At 73.2% G+C, this 21,483-nt stretch carries 18 protein-coding genes; 4 read left to right on the top strand and 14 right to left on the bottom strand.

Annotated elements, in window-relative coordinates; translation table 11 throughout:
• Positions 1-13: 13 nt before the first annotated feature.
• Entirely contained in the window at positions 14-1,282 is a 1,269-nt protein-coding gene (gene draK, locus AB0E77_RS29300) for a two-component system sensor histidine kinase DraK (RefSeq protein WP_361576375.1), read from the bottom strand.
• Between the two features lie 44 nt (positions 1,283-1,326).
• Positions 1,327-2,004, bottom strand: a complete 678-nt coding sequence (locus AB0E77_RS29295) for a response regulator transcription factor (RefSeq protein ID WP_077798502.1) — start codon at positions 2,002-2,004, stop codon at positions 1,327-1,329.
• A gap of 548 nt (positions 2,005-2,552) precedes the next feature.
• On the opposite strand from AB0E77_RS29295, the gene AB0E77_RS29290 reads away from it, so the two are divergent.
• Positions 2,553-4,049 (top strand): MFS transporter, encoded by a 1,497-nt coding sequence (locus AB0E77_RS29290; RefSeq protein ID WP_361576372.1) that lies wholly within the window; start codon positions 2,553-2,555, stop codon positions 4,047-4,049.
• Between the two features lie 607 nt (positions 4,050-4,656).
• Here AB0E77_RS29290 and AB0E77_RS29285 read toward each other — a convergent pair.
• Positions 4,657-5,232 (bottom strand): ATP-binding protein, encoded by a 576-nt coding sequence (locus AB0E77_RS29285; RefSeq protein WP_361576369.1) that lies wholly within the window; start codon positions 5,230-5,232, stop codon positions 4,657-4,659.
• A gap of 190 nt (positions 5,233-5,422) precedes the next feature.
• Entirely contained in the window at positions 5,423-5,800 is a 378-nt protein-coding gene (locus AB0E77_RS29280; protein WP_161164769.1) for an STAS domain-containing protein, read from the bottom strand.
• A gap of 238 nt (positions 5,801-6,038) precedes the next feature.
• Between AB0E77_RS29280 and AB0E77_RS29275 the strand changes: the two genes are divergently transcribed.
• Entirely contained in the window at positions 6,039-6,965 is a 927-nt protein-coding gene (locus AB0E77_RS29275; RefSeq protein WP_361576366.1) for an RNA polymerase sigma factor SigF, read from the top strand.
• Between the two features lie 86 nt (positions 6,966-7,051).
• On the opposite strand, the gene hutI is transcribed toward AB0E77_RS29275, so the two are convergent.
• Genes hutI through hutU form a run of 4 tightly spaced genes read right to left on the bottom strand, consistent with a single transcriptional unit; the run spans position 7,052 to position 12,556 of the window.
• A complete protein-coding gene (gene hutI, locus AB0E77_RS29270) occupies positions 7,052-8,227 on the bottom strand; it encodes an imidazolonepropionase (RefSeq protein WP_361576363.1) in 1,176 nt (391 codons plus the stop codon).
• A 38-nt stretch (positions 8,228-8,265) separates the two neighbouring features.
• A complete protein-coding gene (locus AB0E77_RS29265) occupies positions 8,266-9,609 on the bottom strand; it encodes a formimidoylglutamate deiminase (protein WP_361576360.1) in 1,344 nt (447 codons plus the stop codon).
• Entirely contained in the window at positions 9,606-10,823 is a 1,218-nt protein-coding gene (locus tag AB0E77_RS29260; RefSeq protein WP_361576357.1) for an allantoate amidohydrolase, read from the bottom strand. Before AB0E77_RS29260 ends, AB0E77_RS29265 begins: the two co-directional genes overlap by 4 nt.
• Complete coding sequence (gene hutU, locus AB0E77_RS29255; protein WP_361576354.1) at positions 10,820-12,556, bottom strand: urocanate hydratase; 1,737 nt, start codon at positions 12,554-12,556, stop codon at positions 10,820-10,822. The genes AB0E77_RS29260 and hutU overlap by 4 nt, the downstream gene beginning before the upstream one ends.
• Before the next feature lie 157 nt (positions 12,557-12,713).
• Between hutU and AB0E77_RS29250 the strand changes: the two genes are divergently transcribed.
• Positions 12,714-14,111 (top strand): diaminopimelate decarboxylase, encoded by a 1,398-nt coding sequence (locus AB0E77_RS29250; RefSeq protein WP_361576351.1) that lies wholly within the window; start codon positions 12,714-12,716, stop codon positions 14,109-14,111.
• A 97-nt stretch (positions 14,112-14,208) separates the two neighbouring features.
• Here AB0E77_RS29250 and AB0E77_RS29245 read toward each other — a convergent pair whose 3' ends face one another.
• The 6 genes from AB0E77_RS29245 to AB0E77_RS29220 form a co-directional block, all read right to left on the bottom strand.
• A complete protein-coding gene (locus AB0E77_RS29245; protein WP_361576348.1) occupies positions 14,209-14,793 on the bottom strand; it encodes a hypothetical protein in 585 nt (194 codons plus the stop codon).
• Positions 14,794-14,885: 92 nt separating this feature from the next.
• Positions 14,886-15,728: a MurR/RpiR family transcriptional regulator gene (locus AB0E77_RS29240; protein WP_361576345.1), complete on the bottom strand. Its 843-nt coding sequence runs from the start codon at positions 15,726-15,728 to the stop codon at positions 14,886-14,888.
• A 109-nt stretch (positions 15,729-15,837) separates the two neighbouring features.
• Entirely contained in the window at positions 15,838-17,235 is a 1,398-nt protein-coding gene (locus AB0E77_RS29235) for an AarF/ABC1/UbiB kinase family protein (RefSeq protein WP_361576342.1), read from the bottom strand.
• A complete protein-coding gene (locus AB0E77_RS29230) occupies positions 17,232-19,493 on the bottom strand; it encodes an anthranilate synthase component I (RefSeq protein WP_361576339.1) in 2,262 nt (753 codons plus the stop codon). Before AB0E77_RS29230 ends, AB0E77_RS29235 begins: the two co-directional genes overlap by 4 nt.
• 67 nt (positions 19,494-19,560) lie before the next feature.
• Positions 19,561-20,703, bottom strand: coding sequence for an acyl-CoA dehydrogenase family protein (locus tag AB0E77_RS29225; protein WP_361576336.1), 1,143 nt, complete (start codon positions 20,701-20,703; stop codon positions 19,561-19,563).
• The gene (locus tag AB0E77_RS29220; protein WP_361576333.1) at positions 20,685-21,218 is read right to left on the bottom strand and encodes a PaaI family thioesterase; all 534 of its coding nucleotides are present in this window, start codon (positions 21,216-21,218) and stop codon (positions 20,685-20,687) included. The genes AB0E77_RS29225 and AB0E77_RS29220 overlap by 19 nt, the downstream gene beginning before the upstream one ends.
• A 42-nt stretch (positions 21,219-21,260) precedes the next feature.
• Between AB0E77_RS29220 and AB0E77_RS29215 the strand changes: the two genes are divergently transcribed.
• Positions 21,261-21,483: hypothetical protein (locus tag AB0E77_RS29215; RefSeq protein ID WP_361576330.1), on the top strand; the 223-nt coding region annotated here is incomplete at its 3' end.

Here is a 21,483-nt window from a genome sequence, read left to right as displayed (position 1 = left end):
CTCCTGACGGCCGCTAGCGCACCGTCGGGCCCTCGTCCGACGACTTCTTCGGCGGCGTCCGGGACAGGAACAGCCCGAAGACCGGGGGCCGGGGCTGGAGCAGCTCCAGACGGCCGCCGTCCGCCTCGGCCAGGTCCCGGGCGACGGCCAGGCCGATGCCCGTCGAGTTGCGCCCGCTGATCGTGCGCTCGAAGATCCGCGCCCCCAGGTCGGCCGGGACGCCGGGCCCCTCGTCGGTGACCTCGACCACCGCCTGGTTGCCGGTGACGCGGGTCCTGAGGGCCACCGTGCCGCCGCCGTGCATCAGCGAGTTCTCGATCAGCGCGGCCAGCACCTGCGCCACCGCGCCCGGCGTGCCCACGGCCGTCAGATGCCGCTTGCCGGAGCTGACGATGGCCCGTCCCTCGCTGCGGTAGGCCGGGCGCCACTCGGCGATCTGCTGCTGGATGACGTCGTCCAGCTCGAAGGTGACGGCGGAGCCGCTGCGCGGATCGCGGGAGTTCGTCAGCAGCCGGTCCACGACGTCCGTCAGCCGCTCCACCTGCGACAGCGCGATCGTCGCCTCCTCCTTCACCGTCTCCGGCTCGTCGGTGAGGGTGATCTCCTCCAGCCGCATGGACAGCGCCGTCAGCGGCGTGCGCAGCTGGTGGGAGGCGTCGGCGGCCAGCCGGCGTTCGGCGGTGAGCATCCGGGCGATGCGCTCGGCGGAGGAGTCCAGCACGTCCGCGACGCGGTCCAGCTCGGGGACGCCGTAGCGCTTGTGCCTCGGGCGCGGGTCGCCGGAGCCGAGGCGTTCGGCGGTCTCGGCGAGGTCGGTGAGCGGGGAGGCGAGGCGGTTGGCCTGGCGGATGGCCAGCAGCACCGCGGCGATCACCGCGAGCAGCGCCACCAGGCCGATGATCAGCAGGGTCCGGCCGACCTCCCGGGTCACCGAGGAGCGCGGCTCCTCCACGAGGACCGTCTCGCCCTCCTCCCCGGTCGCCTTGCCCCGGATGACGTCGCCCTCCGGCTTGCCGCCGACCTCGATGACCGGCCGGCCGGGGATGCGGATCACCGCGTACCGCGCGTCGGCGACCTGCTCGCGCAGGAAGTCCGCGTCGACGGTGCCGGTGCCGAGCAGCCGGCTGTCCACGATGCTGGCCAGCCGCACCGCCTCCAGGTCGACGCGCTCCTGGGCGGTGGTGCTGATCGTGCGGGTCTCGACGATGACGAGGGAGACGCCGAAGACGGCGATCACGACGAGCACCACGGCGAGCGTGGACTGGATCAGTCGGCGGCGCATGTTCCCCTACGTACCTCTGCGAGCCCGTGTACGGCCCCGCAGGCTCAGTTCTTCTCGAAGCGGAAGCCCACGCCGCGCACGGTGGCGATGTAGCGGGGGTTGGCCGCGTCGTCGCCCAGCTTCTTGCGCAGCCAGGAGATGTGCATGTCGAGGGTCTTCGTCGACGACCACCAGGTGGTGTCCCAGACCTCGCGCATCAGCTGGTCGCGGGTGACGACCCGGCCGGCGTCGCGGACCAGGACCCGCAGCAGGTCGAACTCCTTGGCGGTGAGCTGGAGCTCCTCGTCGCCCATCCAGGCGCGGTGCGACTCGACGTCGATGCGCACGCCGTGCGTGGCGGGCGGCTGCTGGGGCTCGGCGGCGCCGCGCCGCAGCAGGGCGCGGACCCGGGCGAGCAGCTCGGCCAGCCGGAAGGGCTTGGTGACGTAGTCGTCCGCGCCCGCGTCCAGGCCGACGACGGTGTCCACCTCGTCGGCGCGGGCGGTCAGGATCAGGATCGGCACGGCGTGCCCTTCGGAGCGCAGCCGACGGGCGACCTCCAGCCCGTCCATGCCGGGCAGCCCGAGGTCCAGCACCACCAGGTCGATGCCGCCCTGCATCCCGGCGTCGAGCGCGGTGGGGCCGTCCTCACGCACCTCGACCTCGTACCCTTCCCGGCGCAGTGCGCGGGCCAGCGGCTCCGAGATGGACGCGTCGTCCTCGGCGAGCAGTACACGGGTCATGGGCTGATGGTAGTCCGCTCGGAGCAACGCCCGGGGTGTGATCGACGGGAGGGTCTCTTACCTCCGGACATGCCGGACAGGTGCCGTACCCGCACCGGGGCGCACACGGTCCGGCCCGCGCCGCGGCCCCGGTTGCGGACCTGCGGCTGTGGGGTGCCATCCTGTGATGGACCTTCGAAAGATCGTTCGCGGTTCCGCCGTCACCTGTGATCCGCGTCTCAAGTCCTTCCATACCGGGCGGTGTCCTGCCGTATGGTGAATCAGCGCCTGTAGCACCCAGAGGACCTTTGGCGGCAGTTTCGACGCTGAGGGTCTCTTTCGTGTGCGGGCCGGTCCACGGCCGGCCTCGAAAGGAATGACCTGTGGCCGGGCCTCATCGCGTGCAGTGAAGCGCGTGGAGGCGTGGATCCCGGTGGTCTCCGTCCAGCGCCCCGTGATCCGGGGCGAGTCCCTCAGGCGTGGGGCCGGACGGGTGGGCCGCCGGTGCCGGCTGCCCCCCACCGGGCGCGCATCGCCTCATGAGCGCGTCCCGACAGCAAGGAACGACCATGGCGTCCAGCCTGACGAAGGACTCGGTCCGTCCGGGCACCCCCGGTTCCGAGAAGACCTTCTTCGGCCACCCCCGCGGACTGGCCACTCTCTTCATGACCGAGATGTGGGAGCGTTTCTCCTACTACGGCATGAGGGCTCTGCTCCCGCTGTACCTCGTCGCTCCCGGCGGTCTCGGCCTCAGCGCCGGCACCGCGACCGCGATCTACTCGGTGTACCTGTCGCTGGTGTACCTGCTCACGATGCCGGGCGGCTGGTTCGGTGACCGTGTCTGGGGTCCCCGCAAGACCGTGGCCATCGCCGGCGGCGTCATCATGCTCGGCCACCTCACGCTGGCGCTCCCCTCATCGGGCACGTTCTACGCGGGCCTCGGCCTGGTCGCCATCGGCTCGGGTCTGCTGAAGGCCAACATCTCCACGATGGTCGGCCAGCTGTACGACGGTCCGGACGACCCGCGCCGCGACGGTGGCTTCACCGTCTTCTACATGGGCATCAACCTCGGTGCCTTCGCGGCGCCGCTGACCATCGGCACCATCGGTGAGAACGTCAACTGGCACCTGGGCTTCGCGCTCGCCGCGGTCGGCATGGCGCTCGGTGTGGTCCAGTTCCTGATCGGCAGCCGCCACCTCGCCGCGCACTCCAGCGTCGTCCCGAAGCCGCTGTCGGTGGAGGAGAAGACCTCGACGCTGCGCAAGGCCGCGTTCTGGGCCGCCATCGCCGTCGTGTTCTACGCGATCGTCGGCTTCTCCGGCCACTACACGCTGAACTGGATCCTGGTCCCGCTGACCCTGCTCGGCGTGATCATCCCGGTCCTGGTGCTGACCCGCATCAAGCGCGACAAGTCGCTGGACCGTGCCGAGCAGTCGAAGATGTCCGCGTACATCTGGTTCTTCGTCGCCGCGGCCGTCTTCTGGATGATCTACGACCAGGGCGGCTCGACCCTGTCGATCTTCGCCGACTCCTCCGCCGAGAACAGCGTCCTCGGCTGGGAGTTCCCGGTCTCCTGGTACCAGTCGGTCAACCCGGTCATCATCATGGCCCTGGCCCCGGTCTTCGCCTCCCTGTGGCTGGCACTGGCCCGCCGCGGCAAGGAGCCGAGCACGGTCGTGAAGTTCTCGTTCGGCCTGGTGCTGGTCGGCGCGTCCTTCTTCCTGTTCCTCGCCCCGCTGGCGATCGCCGACGGCGGTCACAAGGCGGCGGCCATGTGGCTGGTGGCGATCTACTTCGTCCAGACCTGCGGTGAGCTGATGCTCTCGCCGGTCGGCCTGTCGGTGACGACGAAGATGGCGCCGGTGAAGTACGCCTCCCAGATGATGGGCGTCTGGTTCCTGGCCGTCACCGCCGGTGACGCCACGACCGGTCTGCTCTCCATCGCCGGCGTCGACCTGAACAAGACGGGCATCGTGGCCCTGGAGGCCACGCTCGCCGTGGTCGCCGGTCTCGCGGTGTGGATGTACCGCAAGCGCGTCAAGGAACTCATGGGCGACGTCCGCTGAGGCCTCCGGCCGGACCTTGCTTCTGGAGGGCCACCGCATCCCGCACGGATGCTGTGGCCCTCCGGGCGTTTTCAACGGGGCCCGCGGTGGGGAAGCGGCGCACGCGGGACCGGCAGAGGCCGTCGGCGGCACAGGAAGGGGCGTGGCAGCCCTGGCCGACGGCGGTCGTACAGCCGCCTAGCTGCGCGCGATCGTGCCGCTGAGGCGGCACGGAAGGGCAAGGGGGCAAGTCCGACTCAGCTGCAGGCAGCCGCGCCACCGGCGCAGCACAGAAGGGCAAGGGGGCAAGTCCGACTCAGCTGCGGGCAGCCGCACCACCGGCGCAGCACAGAAGGGCAAGGGGGCAGTCCGACTCAGCTGCAGGCAGCCGCGCCACCGGCGCAGCACAGAAGGGCAAGGGGGCGCTCCGACTCAGCTGCGGGCAGCCGCGCCACCGGCGCAGCACGGGTGGGCGCAGCGGCGCCCCGGCAGCGCCGGGCCACGCGACCCGCCCCAGGGCCACGGCAGCGACGGACGCCACGAAACCTCCGGAGGTATACGGCACGGGTGGGCGCGCGGCATCACGGCCGCGCCGGGGCGCGCGGCCCACCCCCTACGGCCCACGGCGTTACGCCGGTGCGCCCAGCTCCGCCCAGACGCGCTTGCCCGCGACCCCCGGAGTCCGTACGACCCCCCAGTCCAGACACAGCCGCTGCACGATGAACATGCCGTGCCCCCCAGGACGCCCGGCCCGGTGCGGAGTGCGCGGCGCGGGCTGCCCCGCGCCCCGGTCCGAGACCTCCAGCCGGATCACCTTGCGGTCGCACGTGATCGACAGCTCGTCCGGCCCCTCCGCGTGCAGACACGCGTTGGTCACCAGCTCGGAGACCACGAGCAGCACGTCCTCCGCGGCGGCACGCTGGTCCGCGGTGGCGGACGGCAGCCAGCCCCACGCGTACAACGCCTGGCGGGTGAAGTCACGGGCGAGTGGCACGACACCGCTCTGGTCGTCGAAGCTCAGCCTGCGGACCTGCCGGCCCCCCGGCCCGGTCGCCGTTGCGGATACGGGCACGCCGATTCCGGAAGCGGGCGCGCCGTCTTCCCCGGGCTCACCGGCCCCGGACACGCCCCCCTCGGACGCCCCGGAAGCGCCGCTGGGCTCCGGACCGCGGTCGCCCGGCGGGTAGGGCCGGGTGGTGCTCATCAGCGCTTCACCTCACCGATTCACCAGTTCACGTTTCAATGTCGTACACAGTCACAAGTCGCAGTCAGGATGTCTCCTGCCCGACCGGACCGGCTGAACACCCCTGTATTCGCCACGAAACACGGGACGGGGTGAAAACGCCGGCATCAGAGGCCGCACGAGACCCGTCGCCGCGCCCGGGGACGACGGCTCAGTCGGACTCGTCCGACAGGGCCGCTTCGAGCGTGTCGTGGAGGGTGAAGACCGCTTCGGCCCCCGTGATCTCGAACACGCGCGCCACCACCGGCTGCATGGCCACGAGATGGACGCCGCCCCCCGCGGCCTCCGCCTTCAGTCGCGCGCCGAGCAGGACGTTGAGTCCCGTGGAGTCGCAGAACTCCAGGCGCGAGCAGTCGACGACGAGCCGGTTGAATCCCTTGGCGAGGCATTCCTCCAGCGGCTCGCGCAACAGATCGGCGGTGTGGTGATCCAACTCACCCGCCGGAGTCACGACGGCACTGGGGCCTTCTTCGCGCACCTCGACCAGAAGCCGGCCCGACTGTGCGCTGCCGACCGTCCCGCGGTCCATGCCGTCTCTCTCTCCCGACGTCGTGACTGCTGCTGACGCCCTCGAACACTACGCCTTCCCAGGGCACTCCGACACCCGAACAACCGCACACAAACGGACATACCCACACAGAACACACTTGCGGTGGGCTCGGTAAACCCGGTAGGCCTAGTAGGACACACACCCGACACGGCCGGCTTTGGAGGCGCCGCACACCGCAGTGCACGTAACTGGCTTCGGCAGCCGTATGCCGAGAACGATGGAGGACATCATGTCACCCCGGCTCGACGGATCGCGTACCCAGGAAGCGACGTCGACACTCCCTCCGGAACATCTGGATCCCATCGAGCACCACGACGCCGTCGTCGACCACGACGGCACCCTCGCCGGGCTTCCGGACATCCCCGCCTACGACGAGGTGACTCCGGCGGACGCCCGAGCCCTCTCGAAGACCCTCTTCGAGCGGCTCGAGTCGCTGGAGGAGGGCACCCACGAGTACTCGTACGTACGCAACACGCTCGTCGAGCTCAACCTCGCACTGGTCAAGTTCGCCGCCTCCCGCTTCCGCTCCCGCAGCGAGCCGATGGAGGACATCATCCAGGTCGGCACCATCGGCCTGATCAAGGCGATCGACCGCTTCGAGATGTCGCGGGGTGTCGAGTTCCCCACGTTCGCGATGCCGACCATCATCGGCGAGATCAAGCGCTTCTTCCGCGACACCTCGTGGTCCGTGCGCGTCCCGCGCCGGCTCCAGGAGCTGCGGCTCGACCTGGCCAAGGCCGGTGACGAGCTGGCCCAGCGCCTGGACCGCGCCCCGACCGTGTCCGAACTGGCCGAGCACCTCGGCCTGTCCCGGGACGAGGTCGTCGAGGGCATGGCCGCCTCCAACGCCTACACCGCATCCTCGCTGGACGCCCAGCCGGAGGAGGACGACGCGGAGGGCGCGCTCGCCGACCGCATCGGCTACGAGGACCACGGGCTCGAGGGCATCGAGTACGTCGAGTCGCTGAAGCCGCTGATCGCCGAACTCCCGCCCCGGGACCGGAAGATCCTGTCCCTGCGCTTCGTGGCGGGCATGACCCAGTCGGAGATCGGCGAGGAGCTGGGCATCTCCCAGATGCACGTGTCCCGGCTGCTGTCGCGGACGCTGGTACGACTGCGCAAGGGGCTCACGGTCGAGGAGTGATCCTCATCGGGTGACGCTTGTCCTCCAGGGGGGCGGTCCGGGCCGGGCCGCCCCCCTTCGGGTTCCGCGTACGGGGACGCCGGGCGTCACACCACGCGTACGCCGCGTCGCCACACCGCGTCGACCAGGGGCACGCCGGGCCGGTAGGCCAGGTGGACGTGGCTCGGGGCGTCGAGGAGCGTCAGGTCGGCACGGGCGCCCGGAGTGATGCGGCCGACGTCGTCGCGGCGCAGGGCCGCCGCGCCGCCGGCCGTGGCCGACCAGACCGCCTCGTCCGGTGTCATCCCCATGTCCCGCACCGCGAGCGCGATGCAGAAGGGGACGGAGGACGTGAAGGACGAGCCGGGGTTGCAGTCGGTGGACAGCGCGACCGTGGCGCCCGCGTCGATGAGGCGGCGGGCGTCGGGCCACTGGGCGCGGGTGGAGAACTCGGCGCCGGGGAGCAGGGTGGCGACGGTGCGGCTGTTCGCGAGGGCGTCCACGTCGGCGTCGGTGAGGTGGGTGCAGTGGTCGGCGCTGGCGGCGTCCAGCTCGACGGCCAGCTGGACGCCGGGGCCGTGGGAGAGCTGGTTGGCGTGGATGCGCGGGTGCAGGCCCCTGGCCTTGCCGGCGGTGAGGATCGCGCGGGCCTGGTCGCCGTCGAAGGCGCCCCTCTCGCAGAACACGTCGACCCAGCGGGCGTGCGGGGCGCAGGCGTCGAGCATCTCGCCGGTGACGAGGGCGACGTAGGCGGCCGGGTCGTCGGCGAGTTCGGGGGCGACGACGTGGGCGCCGAGGAAGGTCACCTCGTCGGTGTGGCGGGCGGCGATGCGCAGGGCGCGGGACTCGTCGGCGGTGGTCAGGCCGTAACCGGACTTGGTCTCGAAGGTCGTGGTGCCCTGCCGCAGGGCTTCGGCGAGGTAGCGGGTGAGGCCGGCCTCAAGTTCCTCGTCGCTCGCGGCGCGGGTGGCGGCGACCGTGGTGCGGATGCCGCCGGCGCTGTAGGGGCGGCCGGACATGCGGGCGTTGAACTCCTCGGTGCGGTCGCCCGCGAAGAGGAGGTGGGAGTGGGAGTCGACGAAGCCGGGCAGGACGGCCCTGCCGCCGGCGTCGACGCGATTGTCAGTGGCGGGTGCTTTGCTTGATCCACCGGTCCACGCGACGCGGTCGCCGTCGATGACGACGGCCGCGTCCCGGACCAGTCCGAGGGGGGAGTTGTCGCCGAGGGAGGGGTCGTTGGTGACGAGTGCGGCGATGTTGGTGATGACGGTGCTGCTGCTCATGGGGTCCGTGACGTCCTCGTGGGGGCGGGGGTGGGTGGTCAGGCGTGCAGGGCTTCGACGGCCCGAGCGAGGGCCGCGGGCACATCGGGGACGAGGGTGTGCGCCCCGTCGCGTACGACGTGCCGCCCGCCCACGACCGTGTGCCGTACGTCGGCCGCCGTCGCCGCGAATACGGCCGTCTCGGCGCCGAGCCTGGGCAGCGGCCCCGCTGTTCTGACCGAGTCCAGGGCGATCGTCGCCAGGTCGGCGCGGGCGCCGGCCTCGATGCGGCCGGCGTCGTCCCAGCCGAGGGCGGCGTGGCCGTCGGCGGTGGCCGCGCGCAGCAGTGCTGCGGCGGTCCAGTGGCCGCGGGTGCGGGTGCGCAGCCGCTCGTTCAGCTCCATGGCGCGTGCCTCTTCCAGCAGGTCGACGACGGCGTGGCTGTCGGAGCCGAGGGAGAGCGGCGAGCCGGCGCGCTGGAGGGCGGGGGCCGGGCCGATGCCGTCGGCGAGGTCCCGTTCGGTGGTCGGGCACATGCAGGTGCCGGTGCGGCTGCCGCCGAGCAGGGCGACGTCCTCGTCGGTGAGATGGGTGTTGTGGACGCCGGTGGTGCGGGGGCCGAGCACGCCGTGGTCGGCCAGGAGGCGGGTCGGGGTGCGGCCGTGGGCCTGCAGACAGGCGTCGTTCTCGGCGGTCTGCTCGGACAGGTGCACGTGCAGCGGGGCCCGCCGCGCCTCCGCCCACTGCGCCACGGTCGCCAACTGGCCGGCGGGCACGGCCCGTACGGAGTGGATCGCCGCCCCGATCCGTGCGTGATCCCGTTCCTTGAGAACTGCACAGCGTTCCGCCCAGGCGTCCGCCGTCCCGTCGGAGAAGCGGAGCTGGTGCGTGTTCGGGGGCTCTCCGAAGCCGGCGGAGAGATAGCAGGTGTCGAGGAGGGTGATGCGGACGCCGGCCTGGGCGGCTGCCTCGATCAGGGCCTCGCCCATGGCGTTGGGGTCGGCGTAGGGGGTGCCGCCGGGGGCGTGGTGGACGTAGTGGAACTCTCCGACGGTGGTGATGCCGGCCAGGGCCATCTCGGCGTACACCGCGCGGGCGAGGTCGAGGTAGGCCTCGGGGGTCAGCCGGTCGGCGACGGAGTACATGACCTCGCGCCAGGTCCAGAAGGTCCCGGAGCCGACCTGGACGGTGCCGCGCAGGGCGCGGTGGAAGGCGTGGCTGTGGGCGTTGGCGAGCCCCGGCAGGGTCAGGCCGCGCAGGGGCTCGGCTCCGGGGGGCGGGGTGGGGGTGTCCGTGCGGACGGCGGAGATGCGGCCGTCGTGCACGTCCACGGCGACGCCCGGCTCGACGTGGGTGCCGAGCCAGGCGTGCTCCAGCCAGTACGTCCGCGGGGTGGGGGTCACGTGCGGGCCAGCCCTTCCAGTACGTCGGCGAGTGCGTGCACCCCGGCCACGCAGTCGTCCTCGTCGGCGGATTCCGCCGGGGAGTGCGAGACGCCGGTGGGGTTGCGCACGAACAGCATGGCGGTCGGGATGCGTCCGGAGAGGATTCCGGCGTCGTGTCCGGCGCCGGTGCCCAGGACGGGGACCTTCAGCTCGGTGTCGTCGCCCAGGATGCGGGCGAGTTCGTCACGCAGGGCGTGGTCGAACTCGACGACGGGCGTGAAGGACTCGCGGACCACGTCGAGGTCGACGCCGTGGGCGGCCGCGTACTCGCGGGCGGCGTTCTCGATGCCGGTGACCACGGTGTCCAGGCTCGCCTGGTCGGCGGCGCGGGAGTCGAGCCAGCCGCGGACGAGGGAGGGGATGGCGTTGACCCCGTTCGGCTCGACGGCGATCTTGCCGAAGGTGGCGACGGCACCGGCGAGTTCGGCCTCGCGGCGGGCGGCGAGGACGGTCTCGGCGTAGGTCGGCATCGGGTCGCGCCGGTCGGCGAGGCGGGTGGTGCCGGCGTGGTTGGCCTCGCCGCGGAAGTCGAACCGCCAGCGTCCGTGCGGCCAGATGGCGGACGCGAGGCCGATCCGGTCGCCGGACAGGTCGAGGGCGCGGCCCTGCTCGACGTGGAGCTCGACGAAGGCGCCGATGCGGTCGAGACGTTCGGGGTCGGCTCCGATGGCGTCCGGGTCGTAGCCGGCGGCCTCCATGGCCTGCGGCAGCGTGATGCCGTCGCCGTCGGTCAGGCGGTGGGCCTGCTCGACGGTGAGCGCGCCGGAGGTGAGCCGGGAGCCGACGCAGGCGAGGCCGAAGCGGGCGCCCTCCTCGTCGCCGAAGTTGACGATGCCGAGCGGCCTGGTGATCCGCGCTCCCCTGCGGCGCAGTTCGTCCAGGGCGGCGAAGGCGGAGACCACGCCGAGGGGGCCGTCGAAGGCGCCGCCGTCGGGGACGGAGTCCAGGTGGGAGCCGGTGACGACGGCGTTCCCGGCGGCGGGGTCGCCGAGCCAGGCCCACTGGTTGCCGTTGCGGTCGACCTCGTGGGTCAGGCCGCGGTCCTCGGCCTGCTGACGGAACCAGGCCCGGCAGTCGGCGTCGGCGCCGGTCCAGGCGAAGCGGCGGTAGCCGCCGGAGGCGGAGCTGCGGCCGACCGGCAGCAGCTCCGCCCACATGCTGTGGAAGCTCACGCGTCGCCGCCCTCGCGCGTCTCGTCGCCTTCACGCATCGGCACCCGCACCCCGCGGTCCTCGGCGACGGACTCGGCGATGTCGTACCCGGCGTCGACGTGCCGGATGACACCCATGCCGGGGTCGTTGGTGAGGACGCGGCGGATCTTCTCGCCGGCGAGCGCGGTGCCGTCGGCGACGGTGACCTGCCCGGCGTGGATGGAGCGGCCCATGCCGACGCCGCCGCCGTGGTGGAGGGAGACCCAGGAGGCGCCGGAGGCCACGTTGACCATGGCGTTGAGCAGCGGCCAGTCGGCGATGGCGTCGGAGCCGTCGAGCATGGCCTCGGTCTCGCGGTACGGGGAGGCCACGGAGCCGCAGTCGAGGTGGTCGCGGCCGATGACGATCGGCGCGGCCAGTTCGCCGCTCGCGACCATGTCGTTGAAGCGCTCACCGGCCTTGTCGCGCTCGCCGTAGCCGAGCCAGCAGATGCGGGCGGGCAGGCCCTGGAAGTGGACGCGTTCGCCGGCCATCTTGATCCAGCGGGCCAGGGACTCGTTCTCCGGGAAGAGGTCGAGGATGGCCTTGTCGGTCTTGGCGATGTCGGCGGGGTCGCCGGAGAGGGCGGCCCAGCGGAAGGGGCCCTTGCCCTCGCAGAACAGGGGGCGGATGTAGGCGGGGACGAAGCCGGGGAAGGCGAAGGCCCGGTCGTAGCCGGCGAGCTGGGCCTCGCCGCGGATGGAGTTGCCGTAGTCGAAGACCTCGGCGCCGGCGTCCTGGAAGCCGACCATGGCCTCGACGTGCCGGGCCATGGACTCGCGGGCGCGGGTGGTGAAGCCGGCCGGGTCCTTGACGGCGGCGTCGGCCATGTCCTCGAAGGCGGTGCCGACGGGGAGGTAGGCGAGCGGGTCGTGGGCCGAGGTCTGGTCGGTCACGATGTCGACGGGGGCGCCCATGGCGAGGAGCTGGGGCACCAGTTCGGCGGCGTTGCCGAGGACGCCGATGGACAGCGGCTTGCGCTGGTCGCGGGCCTCGGTGGCGAGGTGGAGGGCGTGGTCGAGGGAGTCGGCCCGCACGTCGAGGTAGCGGTGCTCGATGCGGCGGTCGATGGCGCGGGGGTCGCAGTCGATGCAGATCGCGACGCCGTCGTTCATCGTCACGGCGAGGGGCTGGGCACCGCCCATGCCGCCGAGGCCGGCGGTGAGGGTGATGGTCCCGGCGAGGGTGCCGCCGAACTTCTTCGCGGCGACGGCGGCGAAGGTCTCGTAGGTGCCCTGGAGGATGCCCTGGGTGCCGATGTAGATCCAGGAGCCGGCGGTCATCTGCCCGTACATGGTCAGGCCGAGGGCCTCCAGGCGGCGGAACTCCTCCCAGTTGGCCCAGTCGCCGACGAGGTTGGAGTTGGCGATGAGGACGCGCGGGGCCCACTCGTGGGTCTGCATGACGCCGACCGGGCGGCCCGACTGGACGAGCATCGTCTCGTCCTGCTTGAGGGTCCGAAGGGTGCGGACCATGGCGTCGAAGGAGCGCCAGTCGCGGGCGGCCTTGCCGGTGCCGCCGTAGACGACGAGCTTGTCGGGGTGCTCGGCGACCTCGGGGTCCAGGTTGTTCTGCAGCATCCGCAGGGCGGCCTCCTGCTGCCAGCCCAGCGCGCTCGGCGTCGTCCCGCGTGGCGCTCGGACCCCACCAGGGGGCGGCCCGTAGGGCCTCGGTTGAGGGTGGTGGCGGGAGACGGGCGGGCGGGATCCGGACATGGTCTGCCTCCTGGTGGCTCTTCCCGGCGGATTGTTACTGCGGATATTCACATACTCGCCTCGTGAATAGAACTAGTCAATACGTTCGTGTCCCGCCACGCGTGCGTGCGAGTGTGGGGCTGGACGCACAGGACGGGCGGCGACGGTGGAGGATCGCGTGAGCGACGGCACGGGCACGAGCAGCGAGCTGGACGGCACGGACGCGGAGCGGGCCGCGCGGCGGGACGAGGCGGTGCGGGCGGCCGTGGAGCAGGGGCTGCTCGGGCCCGACACCCCGATCGTCGGTCTGCTGGACGTCGCCGGGATCCGCGAGTCGGCGGCGGCGCTGCGGACGGCGTTCGAGGCGGTGACGGCGCCGGGGACGCCCGTGCTGCACGCCTTCGCGGTGAAGGCGAGCCCCCTGGTCCCGGTGCTGCGGCTGCTGCACGAGGAGGGCATCGGCGCGGAGGTCGCGAGCCCGGGCGAGCTGGCGCTGGCGCGGGCGGCGGGGGTGCCGGCGGAGCGGACGGTGCTGGACTCGCCCGCCAAGACGCCCCAAGAGCTGCGCGAGGCCCTGGCGCTGGGCATCGCCGTCAACGCGGACAACCCGCAGGAGCTGGAGCGCCTGGACGCCCTGATGACGGCGGGGACCGGCCGGTCCCCGCTCGGCATCCGGGTCAACCCCCAGGTCGGCGGCGGCTCCATCGAGGCGCTCTCGACGGCCACGGCCACCTCGAAGTTCGGCGTGGCGCTGCGCGACGAGGGCGCGCGCGAGTGGGTGGTGCGGGCGTATCTGGACCGGCCGTGGCTGACCCGGCTGCACGCGCACACCGGCTCCCAGGGCATCCCGCTCACGCTCATGGCCCGGGGCGTGGCGGAGACGTACGCGCTCGCCGAGGAGATCAACGAGCGGGCCGGGCGCCGGCAGGTGGACACGCTCGACATCGGCGGCGGGCTGCCGGTCAACTTCGCCTCCGAGGAGACGACACCGACGTACGCCGCGTACGCGCACGTGCTGCGCGAGGCGGTGCCGGGGCTGTTCGACGGGCGGTACGGGCTGGTCACCGAGTTCGGCCGGTCGCTGCTGGCCAAGCACGGCACGGTGGTGGCCCGTGTGGAGTACGCCAAGAGCGCGGGGGGCCGGCCGGTCGCGGTGACGCACGCGGGCGTGCAGGTGGCGACGCGGACGGTGTACGCGCCGGGGGCGTGGCCGCTGCGGATCGCCGCGTACGGCGGCAAGGGGCTGCCGAAGGAGGGGCCGGACGTGGTGCAGGACGTGGCGGGGCCGGCGTGCTTCGCGGGGGACCTGCTGGCGTCGGGGTGCGCGCTGCCGCTGCTGGAGCAGGGGGACTACGCGGCGGCGCTGGACACGGGGGCGTACTACTTCGCGCACCACTACGCGTACAACTCGCTGGCGCGGCCCGCGGTGTACGGGTTCGCCGGGGGCGGGGAGGGGGGTGTCGGCTTCGCGACCGTGCGGGAGGCGCAGAGCGTCGGGGAGATCGTGGCCGAGTCCGGTGGTGCGTACGTCGGCTCGTTGAGCGGTCTTCGCCGTGGGGGTGCGGGTGGTTCGTAGGGTGCGGCCATGTCGTGGCTGGTCGCGCAGTTCCCCGCGCTCCTGGGGAGGGCCGGGCGCGCAGCGCCCCGGCCCTCCCCAGGAGCCGAGCTCCCTGTCAGACCAGCGCCGGCGTCTTGCGCCTGGCTCCGCCCGGGGCCGCGTCGCCCGCTGCGATGCCTGTGCTGCGGTAGGCCTTGACCGTCTTGCCCGCCGGGCGGCCGGCGTCGGGGGCGAGCCAGTCCACGCGGACCCAGAGCAGGGCGTCGCCGGCCTGTTCGCGGCGGCCGATCCAGGCCGACTTCAGCCACAGGCCGACGCCGCAGCCCGCCATCAGCAGTCCGGCCGCCGCCGGGACGGCGAAGGTGGCGGCGAGCGCGGCGAGGAAGGCCAGCAGCAGCCACCAGCGGTGGCCCCGGCGCCAGTTGCGCACGGTCACCGCACGGTCCTGGAGGACGTCGTGCTTGCCGGCGCGGGCGGCCGAGCCGGCCAGGGCGGTGTAGCGCTTGCGGCGCACGCAGGCCACCACGGCCGCCGCCACGAGGAACAGCGCCGCGCCGGCCAGGACGCCGATCCTGCGCCCGGTCAGTCCCGGCACCGGCAGGCCGATGCCCGCCGCGAGTACGCCCAGCCACCACAGCGGCGCCGCCCCCGCCCGTACGACGACGGCGACCCGAGCCAGTCCCTGTCCTCCGCGTGCCACGTTCCCGCCTCCTCGTCCGCAGTCCTGTTGCCGGGCGCCGCACTGTAGCGGGGGAAGCTGAGACGAATCTGAGAACCCGTCGGCCGGACGGGTCACTCCACGAACAGGCCCCGGGCCACCGCCTTGGCGTCGAACTCCTCCAGCCGGGCCTGGGCGTCCGGCAGGTCGTCGCACATCGCCTCCAGCAGCATCCGGCCCAGCAGCATCGGCGCGCAGGCCGTGTCGAAGGCGAGGCCGGTGCCGACGGCGGCGGGCAGCAGCAGGTCGGACACCTTGGCGACCGGCGCGAAGGCTGAGTCGGCGACGGTCACGACCGTGAGCCCCGCCTCCTTGGCGTGCGCGAGGGTGTCGACGACCTCGCGCGGATGCCGGGGCAGGGCGAAGCAGAGCAGGGCGCTCGCGCCGGCCCGGACGGCGGCGTCTATGCGGTCGTGGATCATCGTGCCGCCCTCGTTGAGGAGCCGCACGTCGGGGTGGACCTTGGCGGCGAAGTAGGCGAAGCCGTGCGCCTGGGCGGCCGCCGCGCGCAGCCCGAGGACGGGCAGCGGCCGGCTGCCCGCGAGGACCCGGCCGGCCTCCCGCACCGGCCCGGGGTCGGCCAGCGCCTCCGCCAGGTGCCGCAGGTTCTCGATCTCGGCCTCCACGGCCTGCTGGTACTCGTTGCAGGTGCCCGTGTCCGGCGCCGTCTCCGCGGGGGCGACCTCGCGCAGGTGGCGGCGCAGGGCCGGGTAGCCGTCGAAGCCGAGGGCGACGGCGAAGCGGGTCACGGACGGCTGGCTGACCCCGGCCAGCTCGGCCAGCTCGACGCTGGACAGGAAGGGCACGTCGGCCGCGCGCCGCACCATGCTGTGCGCGATGCGCCGCTGGGTCGGCGTCAGCCGGTGCCCCTCGAAGAGCGCCTGCAGCCGTGCGGCCGGGCTGTCCGTCCCGCTCATCCTGCTCCCCCTCGACCTATTCACCCTCGACGGATTCTGCATACCGTTATACAGGCGAACGGGGCCGGGGACACACGGTGCCGGGACGGACCGGGCCTTGCCGGACCGCTCAGTCGTCCGACGCCTCGGCCTCCGCTTCCCCCGCCGCTGCCGTGCCGGGCACGAATCCGGGCAGCCAGCGGGCCGCCTCCGCACGGAACGGGATCTCGCACTCCAGCTGGCACAGCACCGCGGTGGCCGCGCCGACGACGCGGTTCACCAGCACGTAGGAGGGCGGGAGGTTGAAGCGGCGCAGCAGTCCGCCCTCGCGCAGGTCGACGGAGTGCACGACCTCCTCGCGCAGCCACTCGCGCGTGAAGCGGTACGTCTCCCCGGCCGACGGCGTGGCCACCGGCAGCAGGAACGCGCCGAGCGCGGCGTGGTCGAGGGGAGCGCCCGCCGTGATGAAGCCCTCCCGCACGAGGACGTCCTGGGCGGCGGCCCAGTCCCCGTCCTGGGCCAGCCGGATCAGACTGCCGAGGGCCGGCGGGAAACCGTCGGGAAGGTGCTTGACGGCGCCGAAGTCCAGGACACCGAGCCTGCCGTCGGGGAGCAGCCGGAAGTTCCCGGGGTGCGGGTCGGCGTGCAGGCGCCCCGCCCGCTCGGGCCCGGAGAAGAGGAAGCGCGCGTACAGGAGGCCCGCGTCGTCGCGCTCGGCCTGCGAGCCCTCGCGGATGACCGAGGCGAGCGGCGTCCCCTCGATCCACTCCGTGACGAGCACCCGGCGGGTGTACGTCACCACCTCGGGGACCGAGATCTCCTTGTCGTCGCGGTAGGCGTCGGCGAACGCCTGCTGGGCCTCGGCCTCGAGCCGGTAGTCCAGCTCCTCGGCGACGCGTTCGCGCAGTTCGCGCAGCATCGGCTCGACGTCCAGACCGGGGGTGACCAGGGAGAACAGCCGGATCAGACGGCCGAGTCGGGCATAGTCCCCGAGCAGTGCCTCGCCGGCCCCCGGGTACTGGATCTTCACGGCGACGGTCCTGCCGTCGGTGTGGACGGCGCGGTGCACCTGGCCGATGGAGGCGGCCGCCGCGGGCACGTCCTCGAACTCGGTGAACCGCTCGCGCCAGTCCGGGCCGAGCTCCTCGCGCAGGACCGCGTGCACCTGCTCGGCCGGCAGGGCGGGCGCGGCCTCCTGAAGGAGCGTCAGGGCGGCCCGGTAGGGGCCGACGGCCTCCGGCGGGAGCGCCGCCTCGAAGACGGAGAGCATCTGGCCGAACTTCATGGCCCCGCCCTTGAGTTCGCCCAGCACGCGGAAGAGGTGCGTGGCGGTGCGGCGCTGCACCTCGTCGGCGAGGAGGTCGGCGTTCTCCCCCAGCAGCCGCCGCCCGAAGCCGAGCGCGGAGCGGCCGGCGAAGCCGAGCGGCAGGGACATCAGGCGTGCGCCGCGGGTGAAGGGTGAGCGGGGGACGGCACGGGCGGTGGGGATGTCGTCCGCGGACGGCCGGTCGTCCTCGTGCTGCGTCATCGCGGGCTCCCTGCGGTCACGGTGGCCCGTACGGGGCCCCTGAGTCCGGACACGGCGTTGGCGATCAGGGCCCGGCCCGCACCCTCCCCCGTCGTCATGATCGACTCGGGGTGGAACTGCACGGCCGCCACCGGCAGCGTCCGGTGCTCGACGCCCATCACCGTGCCGTCGGCGGTGCGGGCGGTCACCCTCAGGCCGGCCGGGAGCGTCGCCGGATCGGCGTACAGGGAGTGGTAGCGCCCGGCGCGGAACCGGGCCGGCAGGTTCCGGAACACGGTCCCGCCGTCACCGGCGACCTCGACCGTCGACGGCTTGCCGTGCACGGGCCAGGGCAGCGTGCCGAGGGTGCCGCCGAAGTGTTCCACGATGCCCTGGAGGCCCAGGCAGACCCCGAACACCGGCAGGCCGCGGGACAGGACCCCGTCCAGCAGGGCGGACATCCCGAAGTCGGCCGGGCGGCCGGGACCGGGCGACAGGAGCACCAGATCGGGCGCGACGGTGTCGAGCAGGTCGAGGGGGAATCCGGCGCGGTAGGTGACCACCTCCGCGCCCGTCTGCCGGACGTAGTCGCCGAGCGTGTGGACGAAGGAGTCCTGGTGGTCGACGAGCAGCACGCGGCGCCGCCGGCCGTCCCGGACCGCCGGCGCGGCGGCCGGCCGTACGTCCGCGCCCGCCCTCCGCACCGCGTCGCCGCCCGCGTTCTCGACCGCGTCGAGGAGCGCGCCGGCCTTGAGCACCGTCTCGGCCTCCTCCGCCCGCGGGTCCGAGTCGAACAGCAGCGTGGCCCCGGCCCGCACGGTGGCGACGCCGTCGCGGAACTGCACGGTGCGCAGGGTGAGCGCGGTCTCCAGGCCCCCGTCGAAGCCGATGCGGCCCACCGCACCGCCGTACCAGCGGCGCGGGCTGCGCTCGTGCTCCTCCACGAAGGCGATCGCCGCCCGCTTGGGGGCTCCCGTGACGGTCACCGCCCACATGTGGCTCATGAAGGCGTCGAGCGCGTCGCGGTCGTCGCGGAGCCGGCCGCGGACGTGGTCGACGGTGTGGATGAGCCGCGAGTACAGCTCGATCTGCCGGCGCGCCAGCAGCTCGACGCTGCCCGGTACGCACACCCGCGCCTTGTCGTTGCGGTCCACGTCGGTGCACATCGTCAGCTCCGACTCCTCCTTCTCGGAGCCGAGCAGCGCGCGGATCTGTTCGGCGTCCTCCTGCGGATCGCGGCCGCGCGCGACGGTGCCGCTGATCGGGCAGGACTCGACGGTGCGGGCCCGCGGGTCGACGCGGACGAACATCTCCGGCGACGCCCCCACCAGGTGCTCGCCGTCGGCGAGGTTCATGAGCAGGCCGTACGGCGCCGGGTTGCGGGTGCGCAGCCGGCGGAACACCTCCGAGGGCGCCGCCCCGGCGCGCCGGTGGAAGCTCTGGCCGGGCACGACCTCGAACAGGTCGCCGGCCCGGAACCGCTCCTTCGCGAGGCCGACGAGTTCCGCGTACGCGCCCGGGGCGTGGTCGCGCGGGGCGGTCGGCCGGGCGGGCGGGGCGAGGGGCACGGCGGGCGTGGCCCGGTCGAGCCCGGAGGTGCTGCGGCCGGCGTGGGAGAAGTCGTAGCTGTGGCGCACGGCGGTGCCCCGGTGCCGGTCGACGCACAGGATGCGGTCCGGTATGTGCAGGGCGAGGACGCGGTCGCGCGGGTCGCGGTCCTGATGGTGGGGTACGGGGTCGAGCTGGAGGACGAGGTCGTAGCCGAAGGCGCCGTACAGGCCCCACACGTCGTCGTCCGGTGCCGCCAGGGCGGCGACGAGGGCGCGCAGCACGGTGAAGGCCGAGGGCAGCCGGGTGCGGTCCTCCTCGGCGAAGGGGGCCCGGTCGTGGCGTGCGCCGCCGCTCGGGTCGATGGCGACGGTGACGGTGCCCGCGGTCTCGTCGTGGCGGGGTCCCAGCGGGGTCAGGGCCTGGAGGAGGGCGGGCAGCAGGACGCGGCCGCGTTCGTTGAGCGCGCGCAGCCGGACGTCGTCCTGGTGGGCGGTCACCTCGACGGGCGGGTCGACGTACGCGATGTCGTGGGGCCGGTAGCGGCCCGGCTGGTCGCTGCGGCCCGACATCAGCAGTCCGCGCCGGGTGTCCAGGGCTTCTTCCAGCCGGGCGAGCTCGGTCTTGGCCCGGGCGAGGTCCAGGGGCTCGGACCGGCGGGTCACCTCGGCGCCGGCCGGGGTGGTCCACTGGTGTGCGCTCGCCGCGGTCCGGTGGGTCGTTGCCGTCATCGTGGTCCTTTGCGTCGGGTCGTCGGCGGAGTCGCCGGACTGGTGCGGGCGGAGCGGACGGCCGGGATCAGACGCCGAGGTCCCGGCCGATGATCTCCTTCATGATTTCGTTGGTGCCGCCGTAGATCGGGTGCACCCGGTTGTCCACGAACGCCCTGGCGACGGGCGTCTCCCGCATGAAGCCGTAGCCGCCGTGCAGTTGGACGCAGCGGTCGAGGACCCGGCGCTGGACGTCGGTGGCCCACCACTTGGCCTTGGCCGCGGCGACCGCGTCGAGCCGGCCCGCGTTGTGCTCGGCCACCGCCCGGTCGACGTAGGTGCGGGCCACGTCCAGCTCGGTGGCCATCTCGGCCAGTTCGAAGCGGACGTGCTGGAACGATCCGACGGGCTGTCCGAAGGCGGTGCGGCTCTTGCAGTACGCGAGGGTCTGGGCGAAGGCGGTCTCGGCGGCGGCCACGGCGTAGGCGGCGATGCCGAGCCGCTCCTGCGGCAGGTTGGCGGCCAGGTGCAGGAAGGCACGGCCGGGGGTGCCGAGCAGGTTGGCGGCCGGGACCCGGACGTCGTCGAAGAACAGCTCGGCGGTGTCCTGCGCGGCCATGCCGATCTTCTCCAGCTTGCGGCCGCGGGAGAATCCGGGCATGCCCCGCTCGACCACGAGCAGGCTCAGGCCGCGCGCGCCCGTGCCGGGGCGGGTGCGGGCGACCACGACGACCAGGTCGGCGTGGATGCCGTTGGTGATGAACGTCTTGGCGCCCCGCAGCACATGGTCGTCGCCGTCCTGGAAGGCGGTCGTGCGGATGGCCTGGAGATCGCTGCCGGCCTCCGGTTCGGTCATCGCGATGGCGGTGACCAGGTCGCCCGAGCAGAAGCCGGGCAGCCAGCGCCGTTTCTGCTCGTCGGTGGCCAGCTCCAGGAGGTAGGGCGCGACGACGTCGTTGTGCAGGGCGAAGCCGATGCCGGTCGCGCCGACCCGCATGATCTCCTCGCTGAGCAGGACCTGGTAGCGGAAGTCGCGGACGCCTCCGCCGCCGTACTCCTCCGGTACGTCGATGCCCAGCAGCCCGAGTTTGCCGGCGCGGCGCCACACCTCGCGGTCGACGAGCCCGGCGCGCTCCCAGTCGGCGTGGAACGGGACGATCTCCCGCTCGACGAAGTCGCGCACCATGGCCTGGAAGTCGCGGTGGTCCTGGGTCAGTTCGCTGTCGCGCATGTCCCTCGCTCCGTGTGCGGGCCGGTGGTGCGGTGGATGATCTGCTCGACGGTCCCGGTGCAGGCGCGGGCGCCGTCCTGCGCGAAGCGCACCTCGGCCACGGCGCGGCGGGTGGAGCAGCTGGTCAGTACGGTCTCGATGCGGACGGGGCCGGGCACCAGCGGTGCGTGGTACTCGACGGACAGGCCGGCGGTGAGGAAGCCGCTGCCGTCCGGGATCGCCGACAGCATCACCAGCCCGGCGAAGTGGTCGACCAGGCAGGCGATCCAGCCGCCGAAGACGACGCCGGGGGTGAGGGTCAGCTCCTCGTCGAAGGACGTCTCGCAGACGACCAGGCCGGGCAGCCACGAGGTGGCGGGCGGCAGCGCGAGCGTGCGGGCGGCCGGCGGGTCGGACACCGTGCCGTCGGCGAGGCCGGCGAGCATGCGCCGGCCGCCGGTGTCCGCGTCGTCCGGCGCCAGACCGCGCAGCCGGACCGGCCGGGTGGACGTGGACGGCGGGGTGGTTTCGAGCATGCTGGCATCTCCGCGTTTCCAGGATTCGAGAACCGGTACGGGGTGGGCGCCGCGCCCTCCCGGGCACCGCGCGCGGGTCCCGCCGTTCGGATCACCGGCGGGCCGAACGGTGAGCGGCCGACGGCCCGGCGGCAGACGGCACCCGGCAGGCGCCGGGCCGACGCCGCGGCAGCCCGGGGGCGTTCGCTGCGGATCGAGGAGATCGGCGGCGCGAGCATGATGAAGACGTTCGACGACGCGTTCGGCGACGACTTCCAGAAGGCCG

The organism is Streptomyces sp. NPDC032940, assembly GCF_040636935.1.
Taxonomy (GTDB): Bacteria; Actinomycetota; Actinomycetes; order Streptomycetales; family Streptomycetaceae; genus Streptomyces.
This window is presented reverse-complemented; position numbering and strand designations above follow the sequence as displayed.

Coding starts and splice junctions, on each gene's coding strand:
- AB0E77_RS29230 (WP_361576339.1), bottom strand. CDS start 19,493: ATGACGGCAACGACCCACCGGACCGCGGCGAGCGCACACCAGTGGACC.
- hutU (WP_361576354.1), bottom strand. CDS start 12,556: ATGTCCGGATCCCGCCCGCCCGTCTCCCGCCACCACCCTCAACCGAGG.
- AB0E77_RS29275 (WP_361576366.1), top strand. CDS start 6,039: ATGGAGGACATCATGTCACCCCGGCTCGACGGATCGCGTACCCAGGAA.
- AB0E77_RS29235 (WP_361576342.1), bottom strand. CDS start 17,235: ATGACGCAGCACGAGGACGACCGGCCGTCCGCGGACGACATCCCCACC.
- AB0E77_RS29225 (WP_361576336.1), bottom strand. CDS start 20,703: ATGCGCGACAGCGAACTGACCCAGGACCACCGCGACTTCCAGGCCATG.
- AB0E77_RS29240 (WP_361576345.1), bottom strand. CDS start 15,728: ATGAGCGGGACGGACAGCCCGGCCGCACGGCTGCAGGCGCTCTTCGAG.
- hutI (WP_361576363.1), bottom strand. CDS start 8,227: ATGAGCAGCAGCACCGTCATCACCAACATCGCCGCACTCGTCACCAAC.
- AB0E77_RS29280 (WP_161164769.1), bottom strand. CDS start 5,800: ATGGACCGCGGGACGGTCGGCAGCGCACAGTCGGGCCGGCTTCTGGTC.
- AB0E77_RS29295 (WP_077798502.1), bottom strand. CDS start 2,004: ATGACCCGTGTACTGCTCGCCGAGGACGACGCGTCCATCTCGGAGCCG.
- draK (WP_361576375.1), bottom strand. CDS start 1,282: ATGCGCCGCCGACTGATCCAGTCCACGCTCGCCGTGGTGCTCGTCGTG.
- AB0E77_RS29220 (WP_361576333.1), bottom strand. CDS start 21,218: ATGCTCGAAACCACCCCGCCGTCCACGTCCACCCGGCCGGTCCGGCTG.
- AB0E77_RS29290 (WP_361576372.1), top strand. CDS start 2,553: ATGGCGTCCAGCCTGACGAAGGACTCGGTCCGTCCGGGCACCCCCGGT.
- AB0E77_RS29285 (WP_361576369.1), bottom strand. CDS start 5,232: ATGAGCACCACCCGGCCCTACCCGCCGGGCGACCGCGGTCCGGAGCCC.